The sequence below is a fragment of the Streptomyces daghestanicus genome (assembly GCF_020521275.1).
In the GTDB taxonomy this organism is placed as follows: Bacteria; Actinomycetota; Actinomycetes; order Streptomycetales; family Streptomycetaceae; genus Streptomyces; species Streptomyces griseoviridis.
Genome location: NZ_BNDX01000008.1, coordinates 1,136,190 through 1,150,509 on the forward strand (window position 1 = coordinate 1,136,190; position 14,320 = coordinate 1,150,509).

The 14,320-nt window shown below is 73.2% G+C and carries 12 protein-coding genes and 1 pseudogene; 9 read left to right on the plus strand and 4 right to left on the minus strand.

Translation table 11 applies throughout. From position 1 onward, the window contains the following. The first annotated feature begins 23 nt into the window (after nucleotides 1-23). Entirely contained in the window at nucleotides 24-1,514 is a 1,491-nt protein-coding gene (locus Sdagh_RS14465) for a peptide MFS transporter (RefSeq protein ID WP_190077529.1), read from the plus strand. Nucleotides 1,515-1,567: 53 nt separating this feature from the next. Next, a complete protein-coding gene (locus Sdagh_RS14470) occupies nucleotides 1,568-3,568 on the plus strand; it encodes a CocE/NonD family hydrolase (RefSeq protein WP_190077508.1) in 2,001 nt (666 codons plus the stop codon). A 7-nt stretch (nucleotides 3,569-3,575) separates the two neighbouring features. On the opposite strand, the pseudogene Sdagh_RS14475 reads toward Sdagh_RS14470, so the two are convergent. Next, a pseudogene (locus Sdagh_RS14475) lies at nucleotides 3,576-3,842 on the minus strand (short chain dehydrogenase); the annotation flags it as partial. Between the two features lie 146 nt (nucleotides 3,843-3,988). Between Sdagh_RS14475 and Sdagh_RS14480 the strand changes: the two are divergent. Further along, entirely contained in the window at nucleotides 3,989-4,507 is a 519-nt protein-coding gene (locus Sdagh_RS14480; RefSeq protein ID WP_308288745.1) for an SMI1/KNR4 family protein, read from the plus strand. A 184-nt stretch (nucleotides 4,508-4,691) separates the two neighbouring features. On the opposite strand, the gene ychF is transcribed toward Sdagh_RS14480, so the two are convergent. After that, complete coding sequence (gene ychF / locus Sdagh_RS14485) at nucleotides 4,692-5,780, minus strand: redox-regulated ATPase YchF (protein WP_189415374.1); 1,089 nt, start codon at nucleotides 5,778-5,780, stop codon at nucleotides 4,692-4,694. Between the two features lie 173 nt (nucleotides 5,781-5,953). Between ychF and Sdagh_RS14490 the strand changes: the two genes are divergently transcribed. From Sdagh_RS14490 to Sdagh_RS14510, 5 genes are all read left to right on the plus strand, one after another. Continuing rightward, complete coding sequence (locus Sdagh_RS14490; protein ID WP_190077509.1) at nucleotides 5,954-6,544, plus strand: DUF6542 domain-containing protein; 591 nt, start codon at nucleotides 5,954-5,956, stop codon at nucleotides 6,542-6,544. A gap of 269 nt (nucleotides 6,545-6,813) precedes the next feature. Next, nucleotides 6,814-8,067, plus strand: a complete 1,254-nt coding sequence (locus Sdagh_RS14495) for a PucR family transcriptional regulator (RefSeq protein ID WP_190008601.1) — start codon at nucleotides 6,814-6,816, stop codon at nucleotides 8,065-8,067. Between the two features lie 208 nt (nucleotides 8,068-8,275). Then, nucleotides 8,276-9,130 carry an alpha/beta fold hydrolase gene (locus tag Sdagh_RS14500; RefSeq protein ID WP_226535120.1) on the plus strand — a complete coding sequence of 285 codons (855 nt, stop codon included), beginning with the start codon at nucleotides 8,276-8,278 and terminating at the stop codon, nucleotides 9,128-9,130. Nucleotides 9,131-9,249: 119 nt separating this feature from the next. Continuing rightward, nucleotides 9,250-10,095: an AraC family transcriptional regulator gene (locus tag Sdagh_RS14505; protein WP_189415380.1), complete on the plus strand. Its 846-nt coding sequence runs from the start codon at nucleotides 9,250-9,252 to the stop codon at nucleotides 10,093-10,095. Between the two features lie 77 nt (nucleotides 10,096-10,172). Beyond that, nucleotides 10,173-10,892 carry an alpha/beta fold hydrolase gene (locus Sdagh_RS14510; protein WP_189415382.1) on the plus strand — a complete coding sequence of 240 codons (720 nt, stop codon included), beginning with the start codon at nucleotides 10,173-10,175 and terminating at the stop codon, nucleotides 10,890-10,892. Nucleotides 10,893-10,970: 78 nt separating this feature from the next. Here Sdagh_RS14510 and ppgK read toward each other — a convergent pair whose 3' ends face one another. Continuing rightward, nucleotides 10,971-11,735 (minus strand): polyphosphate--glucose phosphotransferase, encoded by a 765-nt coding sequence (gene ppgK / locus Sdagh_RS14515; RefSeq protein ID WP_189415384.1) that lies wholly within the window; start codon nucleotides 11,733-11,735, stop codon nucleotides 10,971-10,973. Nucleotides 11,736-11,764: 29 nt separating this feature from the next. Beyond that, nucleotides 11,765-12,781, minus strand: a complete 1,017-nt coding sequence (locus Sdagh_RS14520; protein ID WP_190077510.1) for a 4-hydroxy-3-methylbut-2-enyl diphosphate reductase — start codon at nucleotides 12,779-12,781, stop codon at nucleotides 11,765-11,767. A 92-nt stretch (nucleotides 12,782-12,873) separates the two neighbouring features. On the opposite strand from Sdagh_RS14520, the gene Sdagh_RS14525 reads away from it, so the two are divergent. Further along, entirely contained in the window at nucleotides 12,874-14,271 is a 1,398-nt protein-coding gene (locus tag Sdagh_RS14525) for an APC family permease (protein WP_189415388.1), read from the plus strand. The last annotated feature ends 49 nt before the right edge of the window (nucleotides 14,272-14,320 follow it).

The following is a 14,320-nucleotide window of genomic DNA, read 5'->3' on the forward strand; positions in this document are numbered from 1 at the left end:
AGCGCCCAGTGGCCCGAACCGACATGACCAGCACCCAGCCCGACGGCGGTCCCGCCCCCGAGGACGACGCCTCCTTCTTCGGCCAGCCGAGGGGGTTGCTGACCCTCTCCGGCCTGGAGGTCTGGGAGCGCTTCTCGTTCCTCGGCATGCAGGCGATCCTCGTCCTGTACTTCGCGGACACGGTCGCCCACGGCGGCCTCGGCATGGCGGCCGGCACCGCCGCCTCGGTCTCCGCCGCCTACGGCACCCTGGTCTACCTGGTCTCCGTCGCCGGCGGCTGGCTCGCCGACCGCGTCCTCGGCTCGTACCGCGCGGTGCTGTGGGGCGGCGTCCTGATCGCCTGCGGCCACTACTGCATGGCCGTGCCCGCCGGCGCCATGACCTGGGTGGGGCTCGGGCTGATCAGCGCGGGCACCGGGCTGCTCAAGCCCAACGCGGCCACCATGGTCGGCAGGCTCTACCGCACCGAGGACGAGCGCCGGGACGCCGGTTTCGCCGTCTACTACATGGCGATCAACATCGGCGCCTTCGCGGGCCCGCTGGTCACCGGCTGGCTCAGCGACCACCAGGGCTGGCACTGGGGCTTCTCGGCGGCGGCGGCCGGCATGACCCTCGGCCTCGCCCAGTACGTGCTGGGCCGCCGGCACCTGGCCGGGCGGCGGCGGGCGGCCGGGGCCGCGCTCGCCCCGGACGCCCTGCGCCGCGCGGTGCGCCGGATCGTCGCCGGCGCGGTCGCGGTGGCGGTCGCCGCGACGGTGCTCGCGCTCGCCGGGTGGCTCACCATGGCCCGCTTCGTCGACCTGCTCACGCTGCTGTCGGTCGTCGCGCCGGTGGCCTATTTCGCGGTGATGTTCGCCAGTCCCCGGGTCACGGCCGCCGAACGCGGCCGGCTCAGGCCGTACGCCGTCCTCTTCCTCGCCTCCACCGTCTTCAACTTCGTGCTGTTCCAGGCGTACTCGACGATGATGCTGCTGGCCTCGACGGACGCCGCGACGACGGTCCTCGGCTTCGGCTTCCCCGCGAGCTGGTACGCCTCGGCCCTCGGCGCCTTCGAGGTCGCGCTCGCGCCGGTGGTCGCCGCGCTGTGGGTGCGCATGGGCCGCCGCCAGCCGCACGCCTCGAACAAGATCGCGATCGGGGTGGTGCTGGGCGGCCTGTCCTTCCTGCTGATGGCCCTGCCCACCGCCGGGCACGGCACCGGCGGCCCCCTGCTGTCCGTCTGGTGGATCGTCGGCTCGTATCTGCTGCTCGGTCTCGGCGACGTCGTCCTGGAGACCTCCGGCATGTCGGCCACCTCGAAGCTCGCCCCGGCCGCCTTCGCCAGTCAGACCATGTCCCTGTGGTTCCTGTCCCTCGCCCTCGCCAACGGTGTCCAGGCCCAGACGGTCAAGCTCTACGACGACGTCTCCCACGCCGCCTACTTCGGGGTGAACGGCGCGATCGCGGTGGCCGCGGGCCTCGCCGTCCTGGCCGCCGCGCCGTGGCTGCGCCGCACGATGCACCCCGTCCGCTGAGCCGCCGTACGCCGCGCCCCGACGGACCTCCCCCCACCCCTCTGGAACCGCCCATGCACTTCCGCACCGCCTTCCCCCACGCCACCACCTGCGAGGACCTCCGCATCCCGCTCCCGGACGGCACCCGCCTGTACGCGCGCGTCTGGCGCCCGGTGACCGGCGGCCCCGTCCCGGCGCTCCTGGAGTACCTCCCCTACCGGCTCTCCGACTGGACCGCCCCGCGCGACGCCCAGCGCCACCCCTACTACGCGGGCCACGGCTACGCCTCCGTCCGCGTGGACGTCCGCGGGCACGGCAACAGCGAGGGCCTGCCGGGCGACGAGTACGACGCGACGGAACTGGCCGACGGCGTCGCGGTGATCGAGTGGCTGGCGGCGCAGCCCTGGTGCGACGGCCGGGTCGGCATGTTCGGCATCTCCTGGGGCGGCTTCAACTCCCTGCAGATCGCCGCGCTCGCCCCCGAGCCGCTCAAGGCGGTCGTCACCGTCTGCTCCACCGACGACCGCTACGACAACGACGTGCACTACATGGGCGGTTCCGTCCTCGCCGTCGACATGCACGCCTGGGCGGCGACGATGCTCGCCTTCGCCTCCCGCCCGCCGGACCCCCGGTACGCCGGCGAGGGCTGGCGCGACCTGTGGCGCTCCCGGCTGGAGCACGTGGAGCCCCTCCTGCACACCTGGCTGGACCACCAGACCCGCGACGCCTACTGGCAGCACGGCAGCGTCTGCGAGGACTACGGCGCGATCGACGCGGCCGTCCTCGCGGTGGGCGGCTGGCACGACCCGTACCGGGACACGGTGTTCCGCCTGCTCGAACACCTGCCCGCCGACCGGACCCGGGGCCTGATCGGCCCCTGGTCGCACCAGTACCCGGACCGCGGTCTGCCGCCGGGTCCCGCGATCGGTTTTCTCCAGGAGACCCTGCGCTGGTGGGACCAGTGGCTCAAGGGCGAGGACACCGGCGTACGCCGCGACCCCGCGCTGCGCGCCTGGATCAGCGACTCCCACCCCCCGGCCACCGTCCACGACACCCTGCCGGGCCGCTGGGTGGGCGAACCGTCCTGGCCCTCCCCCGACGTCACCACCGTCGCCCTCGCCCTCCGGGGCCACCCGGTTCCGGTCCGCTCGCCGCAGCACACCGGCGTCGACGCGGGCCGCTTCTTCCCCTTCGGCAACGACGCCGACCTCCCGCCCGACCAGCGGGAGGAGGACGCCCGCTCGGCCTGCTTCGACTTCACCGTGGACGAGGAGACCCGGGTCCTGGGCCGGCCGCGCGTACGGCTGCGGCTGCGCTGCGACGTACCGCGCGGACAGGTCGTCGCCCGCCTCTGCGACGTCGCCCCGGACGGCTCCTCCACCCTGGTCACCCGGGGTGTCCTCAACCTCTCCGCCCGCCACGGCCGCGACCGGGCCGAGCCGTGGCCGCCCGGCGCCACCGAGGACGTCACCTTCGAGCTGAACGGCATCGGGCACGCCTTCCCGCCCGGCCACCGGGTCCGGCTCGCCGTCTCGTCGGCGTACTGGCCGTGGATCTGGCCCCAGCCCGGCTCCGAGGCGGGCTTCACCCTGGACCCGGACGGCAGCGTCCTCGAACTCCCGGTCCGCGCCCCCGCGTCCGCGGACGACGACGCCATCGCCTTCGCCGCGCCCGAGCAGGCCCCGCCGCTGGACGTCCGCACCCCCGCGTCACCGGCCGCGCCGCGCCCGGAGCGGCTGGTGGTACGGGACGTGGCCGCCGGCACCTGGCGGCTGGAGGTCGACCCGCGCTACGGCGGCACGCGCGTGTACCCGGACGGGCTGGAGTTCACCGAGGACGCGCGGGAGACGTACACGATCCAGGAGGCGGACCCGCTGTCGGCCCGCACCCGCTCGGAGTGGACGGTCCGGCTGCGCCGCCCGGACCTCGGCTGGGACGCGCGCGTGCGCACCCGCTCCGAGATCAGCTGCGACGCGGCGGACTTCATCACGTCGAACGAGGTGATCTGCACGGACGGCGACGAGGTGCTGTTCCACCGCACCTGGGAGAAGCGCGTCCCCCGCACGGCCGGCTGACCGGGCCCTACCCCGCGATCCGCACCCCGGTGAGTTCCTCGGAGACCCGCCAGACGCGGCCCGCCTCCTCGGGGTCGCGCAGCGGGCCGTACAGCTTCTGCGGCCCGGGGGCGCCGCCGAGGTGGCCCGGTCCCGCGGGCCCGTAGAAGCCGCCGGGCTCGGCGTCGGGGGAGGTGGCGGCGTAGAGGGCGGGGAGTTGCGCGGAGTGCACGGTTCCGACGAGGACGCCGCGGGCGGACAGGGCGCGGACGGCCCGGACGCCCAGGGTGTCCCTGGGCTCGACGGAGACGGTCCGGCCGGCCGGTGTCCGTCTCAGGCTCTCCCCCTTGACGACCACCTGGCCGCCGGCTCCCTCACCGGTCAGCGAGGTCTCGGTACCGGGCACGCCGCCGCGCTCCGGCCGATCGCTGCTCTCCTCGCATGACCGCCGACGGAGATCGCCGGTTCCCCCTCCCGCTCGCCGCCGCCATGGCGGTCCGGCGTGAGCTCATCGGCGAGGACGGTGTCGGCGTCGAACCGTTCGGATCCGTCCTGAGTGCCGATGAGACCACCGAGTGGTTCCGCGCATGGACAGGCAGCGGCGACCTGAACGGCGACGACTTCCGTGTGGTCGGCCAGGACGGCACCGGCGGGAACGCGGCGCTCCGGCTGGTTCGCCCCGGCCGGGAACTGGTCGAGCAGCCGATTGTCTTCCTGGGTTCCGAAGGAGAGACAGGCGCCGTCGCTCGCGACCTGAGCGCCTTCCTGTGGCTGCTGGCTGACGGCTTCGGTCCGTGGGAAGCAGCCACCTCGTACGAACCCGGGCCGGATCGGGCTCCCCGGGCCGATCGCGGCCTGGCAGCCGTCGCGGAGCGATTCGCCCCGAAGCGCCGAGCGCGGCAGCGGCGATCATCGCGCGGGCCACACGGGAGTTTCCCGACTTCGACGCCACCATCATGAAGCTCTGCCGTTGAGCCGCACCGGACGCCCCGCCGCAGGAGTTCGGCTGAGCCGTGGTGCGCCGGCGGGTCCGGAACCGATCAGGACGCGGTCGCGGCAAGGAGACGGCGCGGCGACTCCGCGCGGACCGCAAAGGCCGCCCGACCCGCTCCTCCGGAGGTCAGGCGGCCTTTCGCCAGGCGTGTCAGACGTTGAAGCGGAACTCCACCACATCCCCGTCCCGCATCACATAGTCCTTGCCCTCCATGCGCGCCTTGCCCTTCGCGCGGGCCTCGGTCACCGAGCCCGTTTCCACCAGGTCGTCGAAGGAGATGACCTCCGCCTTGATGAAGCCCTTCTGGAAGTCGGTGTGGATGACACCGGCGGCCTCGGGGGCGGTGGCGCCCTTCTTGATGGTCCAGGCGCGGGATTCCTTGGGGCCGGCCGTCAGGTAGGTCTGGAGGCCGAGGGTGTCGAAGCCGACGCGGGCGAGGGTGGCGAGGCCGGGTTCGGTGGCGCCGACGGACTCCAGCAGTTCCATGGCGTCCTCCTCGTCCAGCTCGGCGAGGTCCGCCTCCAGCTTGGCGTTGAGGAAGATCGCCTCGGCGGGGGCGACCAGGGCGCGCTGCTCGTTCTTGAAGTCCTCGTCGGTCAGCTCGTCCTCGTCGACGTTGAAGACGTAGAGGAAGGGCTTGGTGGTGAGGAGGTGGAGGTCGTGGAGCAGTTCCGCGCGCTCGCCGCCCTGGACGATGCCGTGGGCGAAGAGGGTGTCGCCCTTCTCCAGGATCTCCTTGGCCTCCTCGACGGCCTTGACCTTGGGGGCGATGTCCTTCTTGATGCGCGACTCCTTCTGGAGGCGCGGCAGGACCTTCTCGATGGTCTGAAGGTCGGCGAGGATCAGCTCGGTGTTGATCGTCTCGATGTCGTCCTTGGGCGAGACCTTGCCGTCGACGTGGACGACGTTCTCGTCCTTGAAGGCGCGGATGACCTGGCAGATCGCGTCGGACTCACGGATGTTCGCGAGGAACTTGTTGCCCAGGCCCTCGCCCTCGCTGGCGCCGCGCACGATGCCCGCGATGTCGACGAAGTCGACCGTGGCGGGGAGGACCTTCTCGGAGGAGAAGATCTCGGCCAGCTTCGCCAGGCGGGGATCGGGGACACCGACCACGCCGACGTTGGGCTCGATCGTGGCGAACGGGTAGTTGGCCGCCAGCACGTCGTTCTTGGTCAGGGCGTTGAACAGGGTCGACTTGCCGACATTCGGCAGACCGACGATTCCGATCGTGAGCGACACGTTGCGACTTCCCGTACGTGAGGATGCGGAGGGAGCGGGGCCCGGACGGGGCCGATCCACCAGTCTACGGGGTGTGCGGAAGGCTTCGTGCGGGCAGTCGAACGCATGGCCAGACGGGCTTCTCGGCGTGTCCGAGAGCGGATTGTGCACATTAACCGACCTAAGTTGGACCAGTGGAGCAACACAGGACGCGACCTGCCCAGTACGGACCGCGACGCGGCCGGCCGCCGCTGCCCCCGCAGGGCCGGGGGCCGGAGGGCCGGCCCCGACCTGCCCGCGCGCCCGGCCCGGGCGCCCAGCGGTCGGTCCGCGGCGGCGCCCCGCGCGGGCCCGTGCCGTCGCCGGCCGCTCCGCCCCTGCTGCGCCGTCTGCCCAATCCCCGGCTGACCGGGCTGGGCGGCGGGCTGTTCTGCGCGGCGGTGATGCTGGCGTCCGGGTTCCTCGACCAGCTGCTGTTCGGGTCGTCGCGGACGGTGTACGGCGTGCTGTTCCTTCCCGCGTGCGTGCTGACCGCGGTCTGGGTGCGGCGGGGCGATCTGCTGACCGCCCCGATCGTCGTGCCGATCGCCTTCGCCGTGGGCCTGACCACCGTGGCGGACGGCGGCGACGGCTTCACCGGCGCGCTGGGCGGCTTCGTGACGGCGCTGGCCATGGAGGCCGGGTGGCTCTACGGCGGGACGCTGATCGCCGGGACGATCGTGATCGTGCGCCGGATCAGGCTGGTGCGGCGCCGGGCCGCGGCACGGGAGCGCGGCGTCGCCTGAGGGGCGCCGAGCCCGCCACCCCCGCCACCCCCGCACATCGGCATCCCATGGGGCCCGACTCCTCCGAGTCGGGCCCCGTCGGCTTTCCCCGGACGCACCGGGCCGGCGATCGTCCTGCCGATCCGTGCACGGCTCTTGTCCGACAGTGCAGTCGACCCGGCCCCGTGCCGGTGGCGGCATTCCGGTCGTGCCGAGACTTACCGCAGACTGTAGGAAGTGAGGGGCCGCTCTTCCTCTTGCTGTAGGAAGGGCTCCGGGGAAGGAACGGCATGGCGGGCGAGCAGGGACGGGCGCAGGTGGGCAGCGAGGTGCTGCTGGGGCTCGTGGAGGAGCTGGCCGGCCGGCTCCGGCGTTCCGTGGTGCTGGACGACCCGCTGGTCCGGCTGATCCACTCCAGCCGGCACTTCGACGACGCCGATCCGGTCCGCGTGCGCAGCCTGCTGCAGGGACGCGCGGACGACGAGATCGTCCGGTTCGTCCTCGGACAGGGCGTCGCGCAGTGGTCGAGGCCGGGGTACATCGAAGGCTGTGACGAGCTGGGCCTGCACAGCCGTTACTGCGTACCGCTGCGGGAACGCGGCCACCTGCTCGGTCTGCTCATGGTCCTCTCGCCCGGCAAGGACCTGACGGACGGGGAGACGGCCGACATCGACAAGTCGGCGCGGCTGATCGCGGCCCAGATGTACGCCGAGCGGCTCGCGGGCCGTGCCGGGGAGGCGGAGGCGCAGGAACGGCTGCTGGCCCTGCTGAGCGCCAGCGCCACCGCGCGGGCCGGTGCCGGGCACCACTTCCTGACCGCCGCGGGCGACGCCGCGGACGCCCGGCACGCGCAGGTCACCTTCGTCCGGGTGACCCGCACCGACGAGCCTCCGGGCCAGGTGGAGACCGCGCTGCGGGCGGCGCTGGAGACGGTCCGCCGGAGCCGGTGGGTGCAGGACGCCGTCGCCTTCGCCTCCGACCGTGCTGTACTGCTCCAGTACGGCGAACGGCCACCGGAGCCTCAGGCGCTGCGCGGCCAGTCGCACGGCATCCTCCAGGCCCTCGGGACCTATCTCGGGCCCGGCACCGACTCCGTCCTCGGCGTCGGGAGCTCGCAGCCGGGCGTCGCCGACGCCTGGGTCTCGTACGAGCAGGCGCTCGTCGGGACGCGCGCCGCGCTCCGGCTGCCGCACCTGGGCCGGATCGGGCATTGGGACGAGCTCGGGGAGTACAGCGTGCTGCTGCAACTGCCGGACCGTGTCCTGAACGCCACCGTGCTGCCGCAGGCGCTGCGCACCCTCCTCGCGGCCCCCGGCGGCCCGCGCCTGGTGGAGACGCTGAGCACCTTCCTGGAGCACGCCGGTTCGGTGCCGCGGACCTCGGAGGCCCTCCAGATCCACCGCACCTCCCTGTACTACCGGCTGCGGCAGGTGCAGGAGATCACCGGGCTCGACCTCGACAACGGCGCCGACCGCCTCGTGCTCCACCTCGGCCTGCGCCTGCACGGCCTCATCGAGCCGACGGGCACCGGCGCCGTCGGCTGAGCGCACGGGTGTCCACCTGAGCGCGGACCGGCCCGGTTCCGGCGGATCGTGGGCCGCGCTGCTACAGAGTGACGTGGTTTTCTCCGGCCGATCCCTACGGAGCGCGGTGGTGTCGTGAAGGCCCCGCGGATCACACTGGTCGGGCGGTACCCGGCACCGCCCACACGGCGGGCGGGCCGGATGGACCGCAGGGAAACGGAGCGGCGGAGTGGGAACGACCATGGGTGAGCTGACGACGAACGACGGGGTGCGGCTGACCTATCGGGACAGCGGCGGTGACGGCGTGCCGCTGGTCATGCTGCACGGCTGGGGGCAGACCCAGGAGATGTTCCGGCACCAGGTGACGGGCCTCGCACCGGGCCGGCGGGTGGTGACCCTGGACCAGCGCGGCCACGGCATATCGGGCAAACCCCACCACGGGTACCGCATCGCCCGCCTCGCCCGGGACGTCCTCGGCCTGGTCGACCACCTGGGGCTGGACCGTTTCGACGCGCTGGGCTGGTCGATGGGCGTGTCCGTGTGGTGGAGCTTCATCGACCAGTGGGGGACCGGCCGCATCCGCCGGTTCGTCGCCGTGGACCAGCCGGCCGCCGTGGCGGCCGTGCCCTGGATGAGCGCCGAGGAGCAGCGCGACAGCGGCGCCATCTTCGACGTGTCCGGCCTGCTGGAACTGGCCACGGGGCTGGCCGGTCCGGACGGGGAGCGCGTGCGGCAGGAGTTCGTGCGCGGCATGTTCTCCGGCAGTCCCGACCCCGGTCTGCTCGCCTTCGTCGCCGAGCAGATCAGGTCCACCCCGGCGTACGCCGGTGTCCCCCTGCTCTTCGACCACTGCGCTCAGGACTGGCGGGACGTCCTGCCCCGGGTGGACGTGCCGACCCTGGTCATCGCCTGCGACGGCAGTCATGTCGATCCGGCCTCGCAGCGGTACGTCGCCGACCGCATCCCCGACGCGCGCCTGCACACCTTCCCCACCACCGTGGCCAGCAGCCACTTCCCCTTCCTGGAGAATCCCGCCGCGTTCAACGCGGTGGTCGACGCCTTCCTGGCCGAGGGCCTCTCGTGACCGCGTGACCGGGCGGCCCGCAGCCCCCCGGTTCCTCACGGCATTCATCCACATTCACGCACGTCAGCAACGACGACGACGCGACTGGAGTTCACATGACCAGGTCGGTCATTTCCCGCATGCCCGCGCACCCCGCGCACCTCGCTCCCCAGGTGTCCCGGGGCGCCGACTCGGGGAACTGCACCACGCTCCCCTGGACCGCGCGGGACGAGGGCGACGCCTTCCTGTACCTCGGGCTGACACGCCGTGCCCGGGACGCGGATACCGGGGAGGACTCGCACTCCTCCCCCGACCTCGACCTCGGTCTCGGCGACATGGTCCTGCTCGACGCCCCGCACCATCTGCGGCTCGCCCGGGACCCGAGGCTCACGTTCTTCCGCGTCCCCTGCTCCCAGCTCGGCGTCGCACCGGCTCAGCTGCGGCACCTGTCACGGCTCCGGGTCGACGCGACCCACGGGGTGCCGGCGTTGATCGCCGGTTTCCTCGACACCCTGACCGCCGAGGGCGGCCTCGCGGACTCGGCGACCGGCCGGCGGCTGGCGCTCAACGCGGTCGACCTGATCGCCCTGCTCGTGGCCGAGCTGCTGGAGCCGCACCGGCCGGCCGGGTCCGACCCGGGCAGCGATCTGCTGGTCAGGATCAGGTCCCACATCGAGGAGAACCTCATGGACCCGGACCTGTCGCCCGAGTCCATCGCCCGCGCCCACCACATCTCCGTCCGTTACCTGCACAAGCTGTTCCACGCCGGTGGCACGACCGTGAGCACGTACGTACGGCAGCGGCGGCTGGCCGCGTGCCGTCTCGACCTCGGCCGCTCCCGCAACCGCCGGCGCACGGTCGCGGCCGTCGCCCAGACCTGGGGCTTCGCCAACCCCTCGCACTTCAGCCGGGTCTTCCGGCAGACGTACGGCGTGTCTCCCAGCGAGTGGCAGCTCTCCGCCTCCGGCGCCCACCCCGGCGACTGAGCCTTCCTCGCCGTGTGCGCGGACCCATCCTCCCCGGGCCGTCGTCTCCGGCCGAACAGAGAAAGAGCAGGGCCGCCATGTCCTTTGTCTCCCCCACCGTGGTCCTCGTGCACGGCGCCTTCGCCGACGCGGCGAGCTGGCTCGGTGTCATCGACGAGTTGCAACGGGCCGGTGTCCCCGTCGTCGCGGTGGCGAACCCGTTGCGCGGGCTGGCCGCCGACGCCGCGTACGTGACCTCGCGGATCGCCCAGATCGGCGGCCCGGTGGTGCTGGTCGGCCACTCCTACGGCGGCGCGGTCATCACGGTGGCCGGGACCGCGCGGAACGTCGTCGGTCTCGTCTACGTGGCCGCCTGTGCGCCGGAGGAGGGGGAGAGCCTCGGCGCGCTCCAGGACCGCTTCGCGCCCCCGGCCCTCGCGGACCACCTGGAGAGCTGGACCTATCCGGCCGGCGGCGGGGCCGCCGCCACCGAGGTCAGCGTGGCCCCGGAGGCCTTCGGCGAGGTGGTGGCCGCCGATGTCTCGCCGTCCGTCGCCCGGGTGCTGGCCGCGACCCAGCGCCCGCTCGCCGCGTCCGTGTTCACCGAGGTGCCGGGGGCGGCAGCCTGGCGCACGAAGCCCTCCTGGGTGCTCGTGGCCGGCGCGGACCGGGCGGTCAACCCGGAGGTGGTGCGGTTCGCCGCCGAGCGGGCCGGTGCGAGGACCGTCGAGCTGGACGGTGCCTCGCACGCGGTGGCCGTCTCCCGGCCGGCGGCCGTGGCGGAGCTGATCCGCGAGGCGGTCGGCGCCGTGACCTGACCTCAGCCGGGCCGGGGCGACCGGGTGGCCCGGCCTCACCCCGGCCGGAGCGGCCAGGGCACCGGACGGGGCCTGGCGTCAGTCCGCCGCCCGCTGCCCGTGGTCCTCCGCCGCCCGCATCGCCGCGCCGACGATCCCCGCGTTGTTCTGCAGCTCGGCGGGGACGATCTCGGCGCGGAGGCCGTCGAGGTAGGGCAGGAACTTCTGGGCCTTGCGGCTGACGCCGCCGCCGATGATGAACAGCTCGGGCGAGAAGAGCATCTCGACGTGGGCGAGGTACTTCTTCACCCGGTGGCCCCAGTGCTCCCAGGACATGTCGTGATCGTCCTTGACCTTGCTGGAGGCCCGCTTCTCGGCCTCGTGGCCGTCCAGCTCCAGGTGGCCCAGCTCGGTGTTGGGGACCAGGACGCCGTCGGTGAAGACGGCGCTGCCGATGCCCGTGCCGAAGGTGAGGAGGATGACCGTGCCCTTGCGCCCGCGTCCGGCGCCGAAGTGGGTCTCGGCGACACCGGCCGCGTCCGCGTCGTTGACGACCGTCACCGGCAGGCCGCCCAGGCGCTCGCTGAACAGGGCGCGGGCGTCGGTGTCGATCCAGCTCTTGTCGACATTGGCCGCGGTGCGGACGGTCGCGCCGTCGGTGACCACGCCCGGGAAGGTCAGGCCGACCGGGCCGGTCCAGCCGAAGTGCTCCACGACCTGCCGTACCCCGTCGGCCACGCCGTCGGGCGTCGCCGGGTGCGGGGTGAGCACCTTGCAGCGCTCCTGGGCCAGGTCGCCCCTGTCGAGGTCCACAGGGGCGCCCTTGATGCCCGATCCGCCGATGTCCACGCCGAAGATCTGCATGCCACCACGTTACGGCCTGCCCCCGGCCCTCACGCCCCGGAGGTGCCCGATCCGCCGCGCTCCGCGACCAGCGCCGCCGCCTCCTCGCGCAGGTCCCGGCGGAGCTCCTTGGGGAGGGAGAAGGTGATGGACTCCTCCGCCGCCTTGACGATCTCCACGTCGCCGAAACCGTGCGCGGCGAGGTACTCCAGGACCTGCTCCACCAGGTCCTCCGGGACGGAGGCGCCGGAGGTGACGCCGACCGTGGTGACGCCCTCCAGCCAGGTCTCGTCGATCTCGTCGGCGAAGTCGACCAGGTACGCGGCGCGGGCGCCGGCCTGCTTGGCGACCTCGACCAGGCGCACCGAGTTGGAGGAGTTGCGGGAGCCGACGACGATGACGAGGTCGGCCTCGGCGCCCATCTGCTTCACGGCGAGCTGGCGGTTCTGCGTGGCGTAGCAGATGTCGTCGCTGGGCGGGGAGACCAGCCGCGGGAACTTCTCCTTCAGCGCGTCGACGGTCTCCATGGTCTCGTCGACGGAGAGGGTGGTCTGGGAGAGCCAGACCACCTTGGACTCGTCCCGGACCTCGACCTTGGCGACGTCGCCGGGGCCGTCGACGAGCTGGATGTGCTCGGGGGCCTCGCCGGAGGTGCCGATGACCTCCTCGTGGCCCTCGTGGCCGATCAGCAGGATGTCGTAGTCCTCGTTGGCGAACCGGACGGCTTCCTTGTGCACCTTGGTGACCAGGGGGCAGGTCGCGTCGATGGTGGCGAGCCGGCCGCGCTTCGCCTCCTCGTGGACGACGGGGGCGACGCCGTGCGCGGAGAACATCACGATGTTGCCCGGCGGGACCTCCTCCGTCCGCTCGACGAAGACCGCGCCCTTCTTCTCCAGGGTCTGCACGACGTACTTGTTGTGCACGATCTCGTGCCGGACGTAGACGGGAGCGCCGTACTGCTCCAGCGCTTTCTCGACGGCGATCACGGCGCGGTCCACACCCGCGCAGTAGCCACGGGGAGCGGCGAGCAGGACACGGCGGCCAGGCGAAGCAGTCATGCGGTCCATCGTACGGCCGCGTATGGCGGGCCAGAGATCGCGTGGGGGGCGCGTTGGCGGGGAGACTGGCGGGGAGCTGCAGGGGTACTGGCGGAGGCGCGATGTCCGAGACCGGCGCAGGGGCCCACCGGGCCGAGGAGCACGACGCGCTGCGGCGCACGCTGGGCTTCCGTGACCTGGTGGTCTACGGGCTGCTGTTCATCGCGCCGATGGCGCCGGTCGGCGTGTTCGGCACGCTGGACGCCAGGTCGCACGGTGCGGTGGCGCTGGTGTACGTCGTCGCGACGGTGGCGATGGCGTTCACCGCGTTCAGTTACGCGCAGATGGTGCGGGTGGTGCCGCAGGCGGGGTCGGTGTTCGCCTACGCGCGCGCGGGGCTCGGCCGGGGGGCCGGTTTCGTCGCGGGGTGGATGGCGATGCTGGACTACGTCCTCATCCCGGCCGTCGCCTACCTCTTCTCCGGCATCGCGATGAACGAGCTGGTGCCGGAGGTGTCGCGGTGGGTGTGGACGGCGCTGGCGGTGGTGGTGACGACGCTGCTGAACCTGTGGGGGGTGCGGACGGCGGCCCGGGTGGGGTTCGCGGTGCTGGCCCTGGAGATCGTCGTCCTGGTGGTGTTCGTGGTGGCGGCGGTCGTGACGCTGGTGCGGGACGGCGCCGAGCGGGGCTGGCTGTCGCCGCTGAGCGGGGACGGCGCGCAGGGCGCGTTCGCGGTGTCGGCGGTGGTCGGCGCGGTGTCGGTGGCGGTCCTGTCGTACCTGGGCTTCGACGCGATCGCGACGTTCGCGGAGGAGGTGACCGGGGGGTCGGCGAAGGTGGCGCGGGCGCTGCTGTTCTGTCTGGCGCTGGCCGGGGTGCTGTTCGTGGCGCAGACGTATCTGGCGGCGCTGCTGACACCGGTGTCGTCGGCGGAGCTGGCGGCCGATCCGGTGCGGCAGGGGTCGGCGTTCTACGACACGGTGGACACGTCCGTGGGGACGTGGCTGCACGACCTGGTGGCGGTGAGCAAGGCGATCGGCGCGGCGTTCGCGGCGCTGGCGGGGCAGGCGGCGGCCGGGCGGCTGCTGTTCGCGATGGGCCGGGACCGGCGGCTGCCGGCCGTGCTGGGGCGGACCTCGTCGGGTGTGCCGCGGGTGGCGCTGCTGGTCGCGGCGGTGATCACGCTGGTGGCGGCGGTGTGGGCGGCCCGGCGGGACGACGGGCTGGACCACCTGACGTCGGTGGTCAACCTGGGCGCGCTGGCCGCGTTCACGCTGCTGCACGCGAGCGTGGTGGGGTACTTCGTGGTGCGGCGGGGGGCGGGGGCGGTGAGCTGGTGGCGGCACGCGCTGGTGCCGGTCGTCGGCGCGGCGATCACGGTGGCGGTGATCGTGGAGGCGTCCAGGACGGCGCAGGTGGTGGCGGCGGTCTGGCTGGCGGTGGGGCTGGTGGTGCTGGTGGTGCAGAGCCGCCCCGCCCGGCGCGACCCGCCCCCGCTGTCGCGCGCCCCGGGCCCCTGAGGGCGGCCGGTCCTCCCCGGGTTCCGGGGGCTCTGTCAGTACGGGCCGT

Bases quoted from the DNA above. Each gene is read 5' to 3' on its own strand.
- Sdagh_RS14510 (WP_189415382.1), top strand. From the start codon at position 10,173: ATGTCCTTTGTCTCCCCCACCGTGGTCCTCGTGCACGGCGCCTTCGCC.
- Sdagh_RS14480 (WP_308288745.1), top strand. From the start codon at position 3,989: ATGACCGCCGACGGAGATCGCCGGTTCCCCCTCCCGCTCGCCGCCGCC.
- Sdagh_RS14520 (WP_190077510.1), bottom strand. From the start codon at position 12,781: ATGGACCGCATGACTGCTTCGCCTGGCCGCCGTGTCCTGCTCGCCGCT.
- Sdagh_RS14525 (WP_189415388.1), top strand. From the start codon at position 12,874: ATGTCCGAGACCGGCGCAGGGGCCCACCGGGCCGAGGAGCACGACGCG.
- Sdagh_RS14495 (WP_190008601.1), top strand. From the start codon at position 6,814: ATGGCGGGCGAGCAGGGACGGGCGCAGGTGGGCAGCGAGGTGCTGCTG.
- Sdagh_RS14505 (WP_189415380.1), top strand. From the start codon at position 9,250: ATGCCCGCGCACCCCGCGCACCTCGCTCCCCAGGTGTCCCGGGGCGCC.
- Sdagh_RS14470 (WP_190077508.1), top strand. From the start codon at position 1,568: ATGCACTTCCGCACCGCCTTCCCCCACGCCACCACCTGCGAGGACCTC.
- Sdagh_RS14465 (WP_190077529.1), top strand. From the start codon at position 24: ATGACCAGCACCCAGCCCGACGGCGGTCCCGCCCCCGAGGACGACGCC.
- ppgK (WP_189415384.1), bottom strand. From the start codon at position 11,735: ATGCAGATCTTCGGCGTGGACATCGGCGGATCGGGCATCAAGGGCGCC.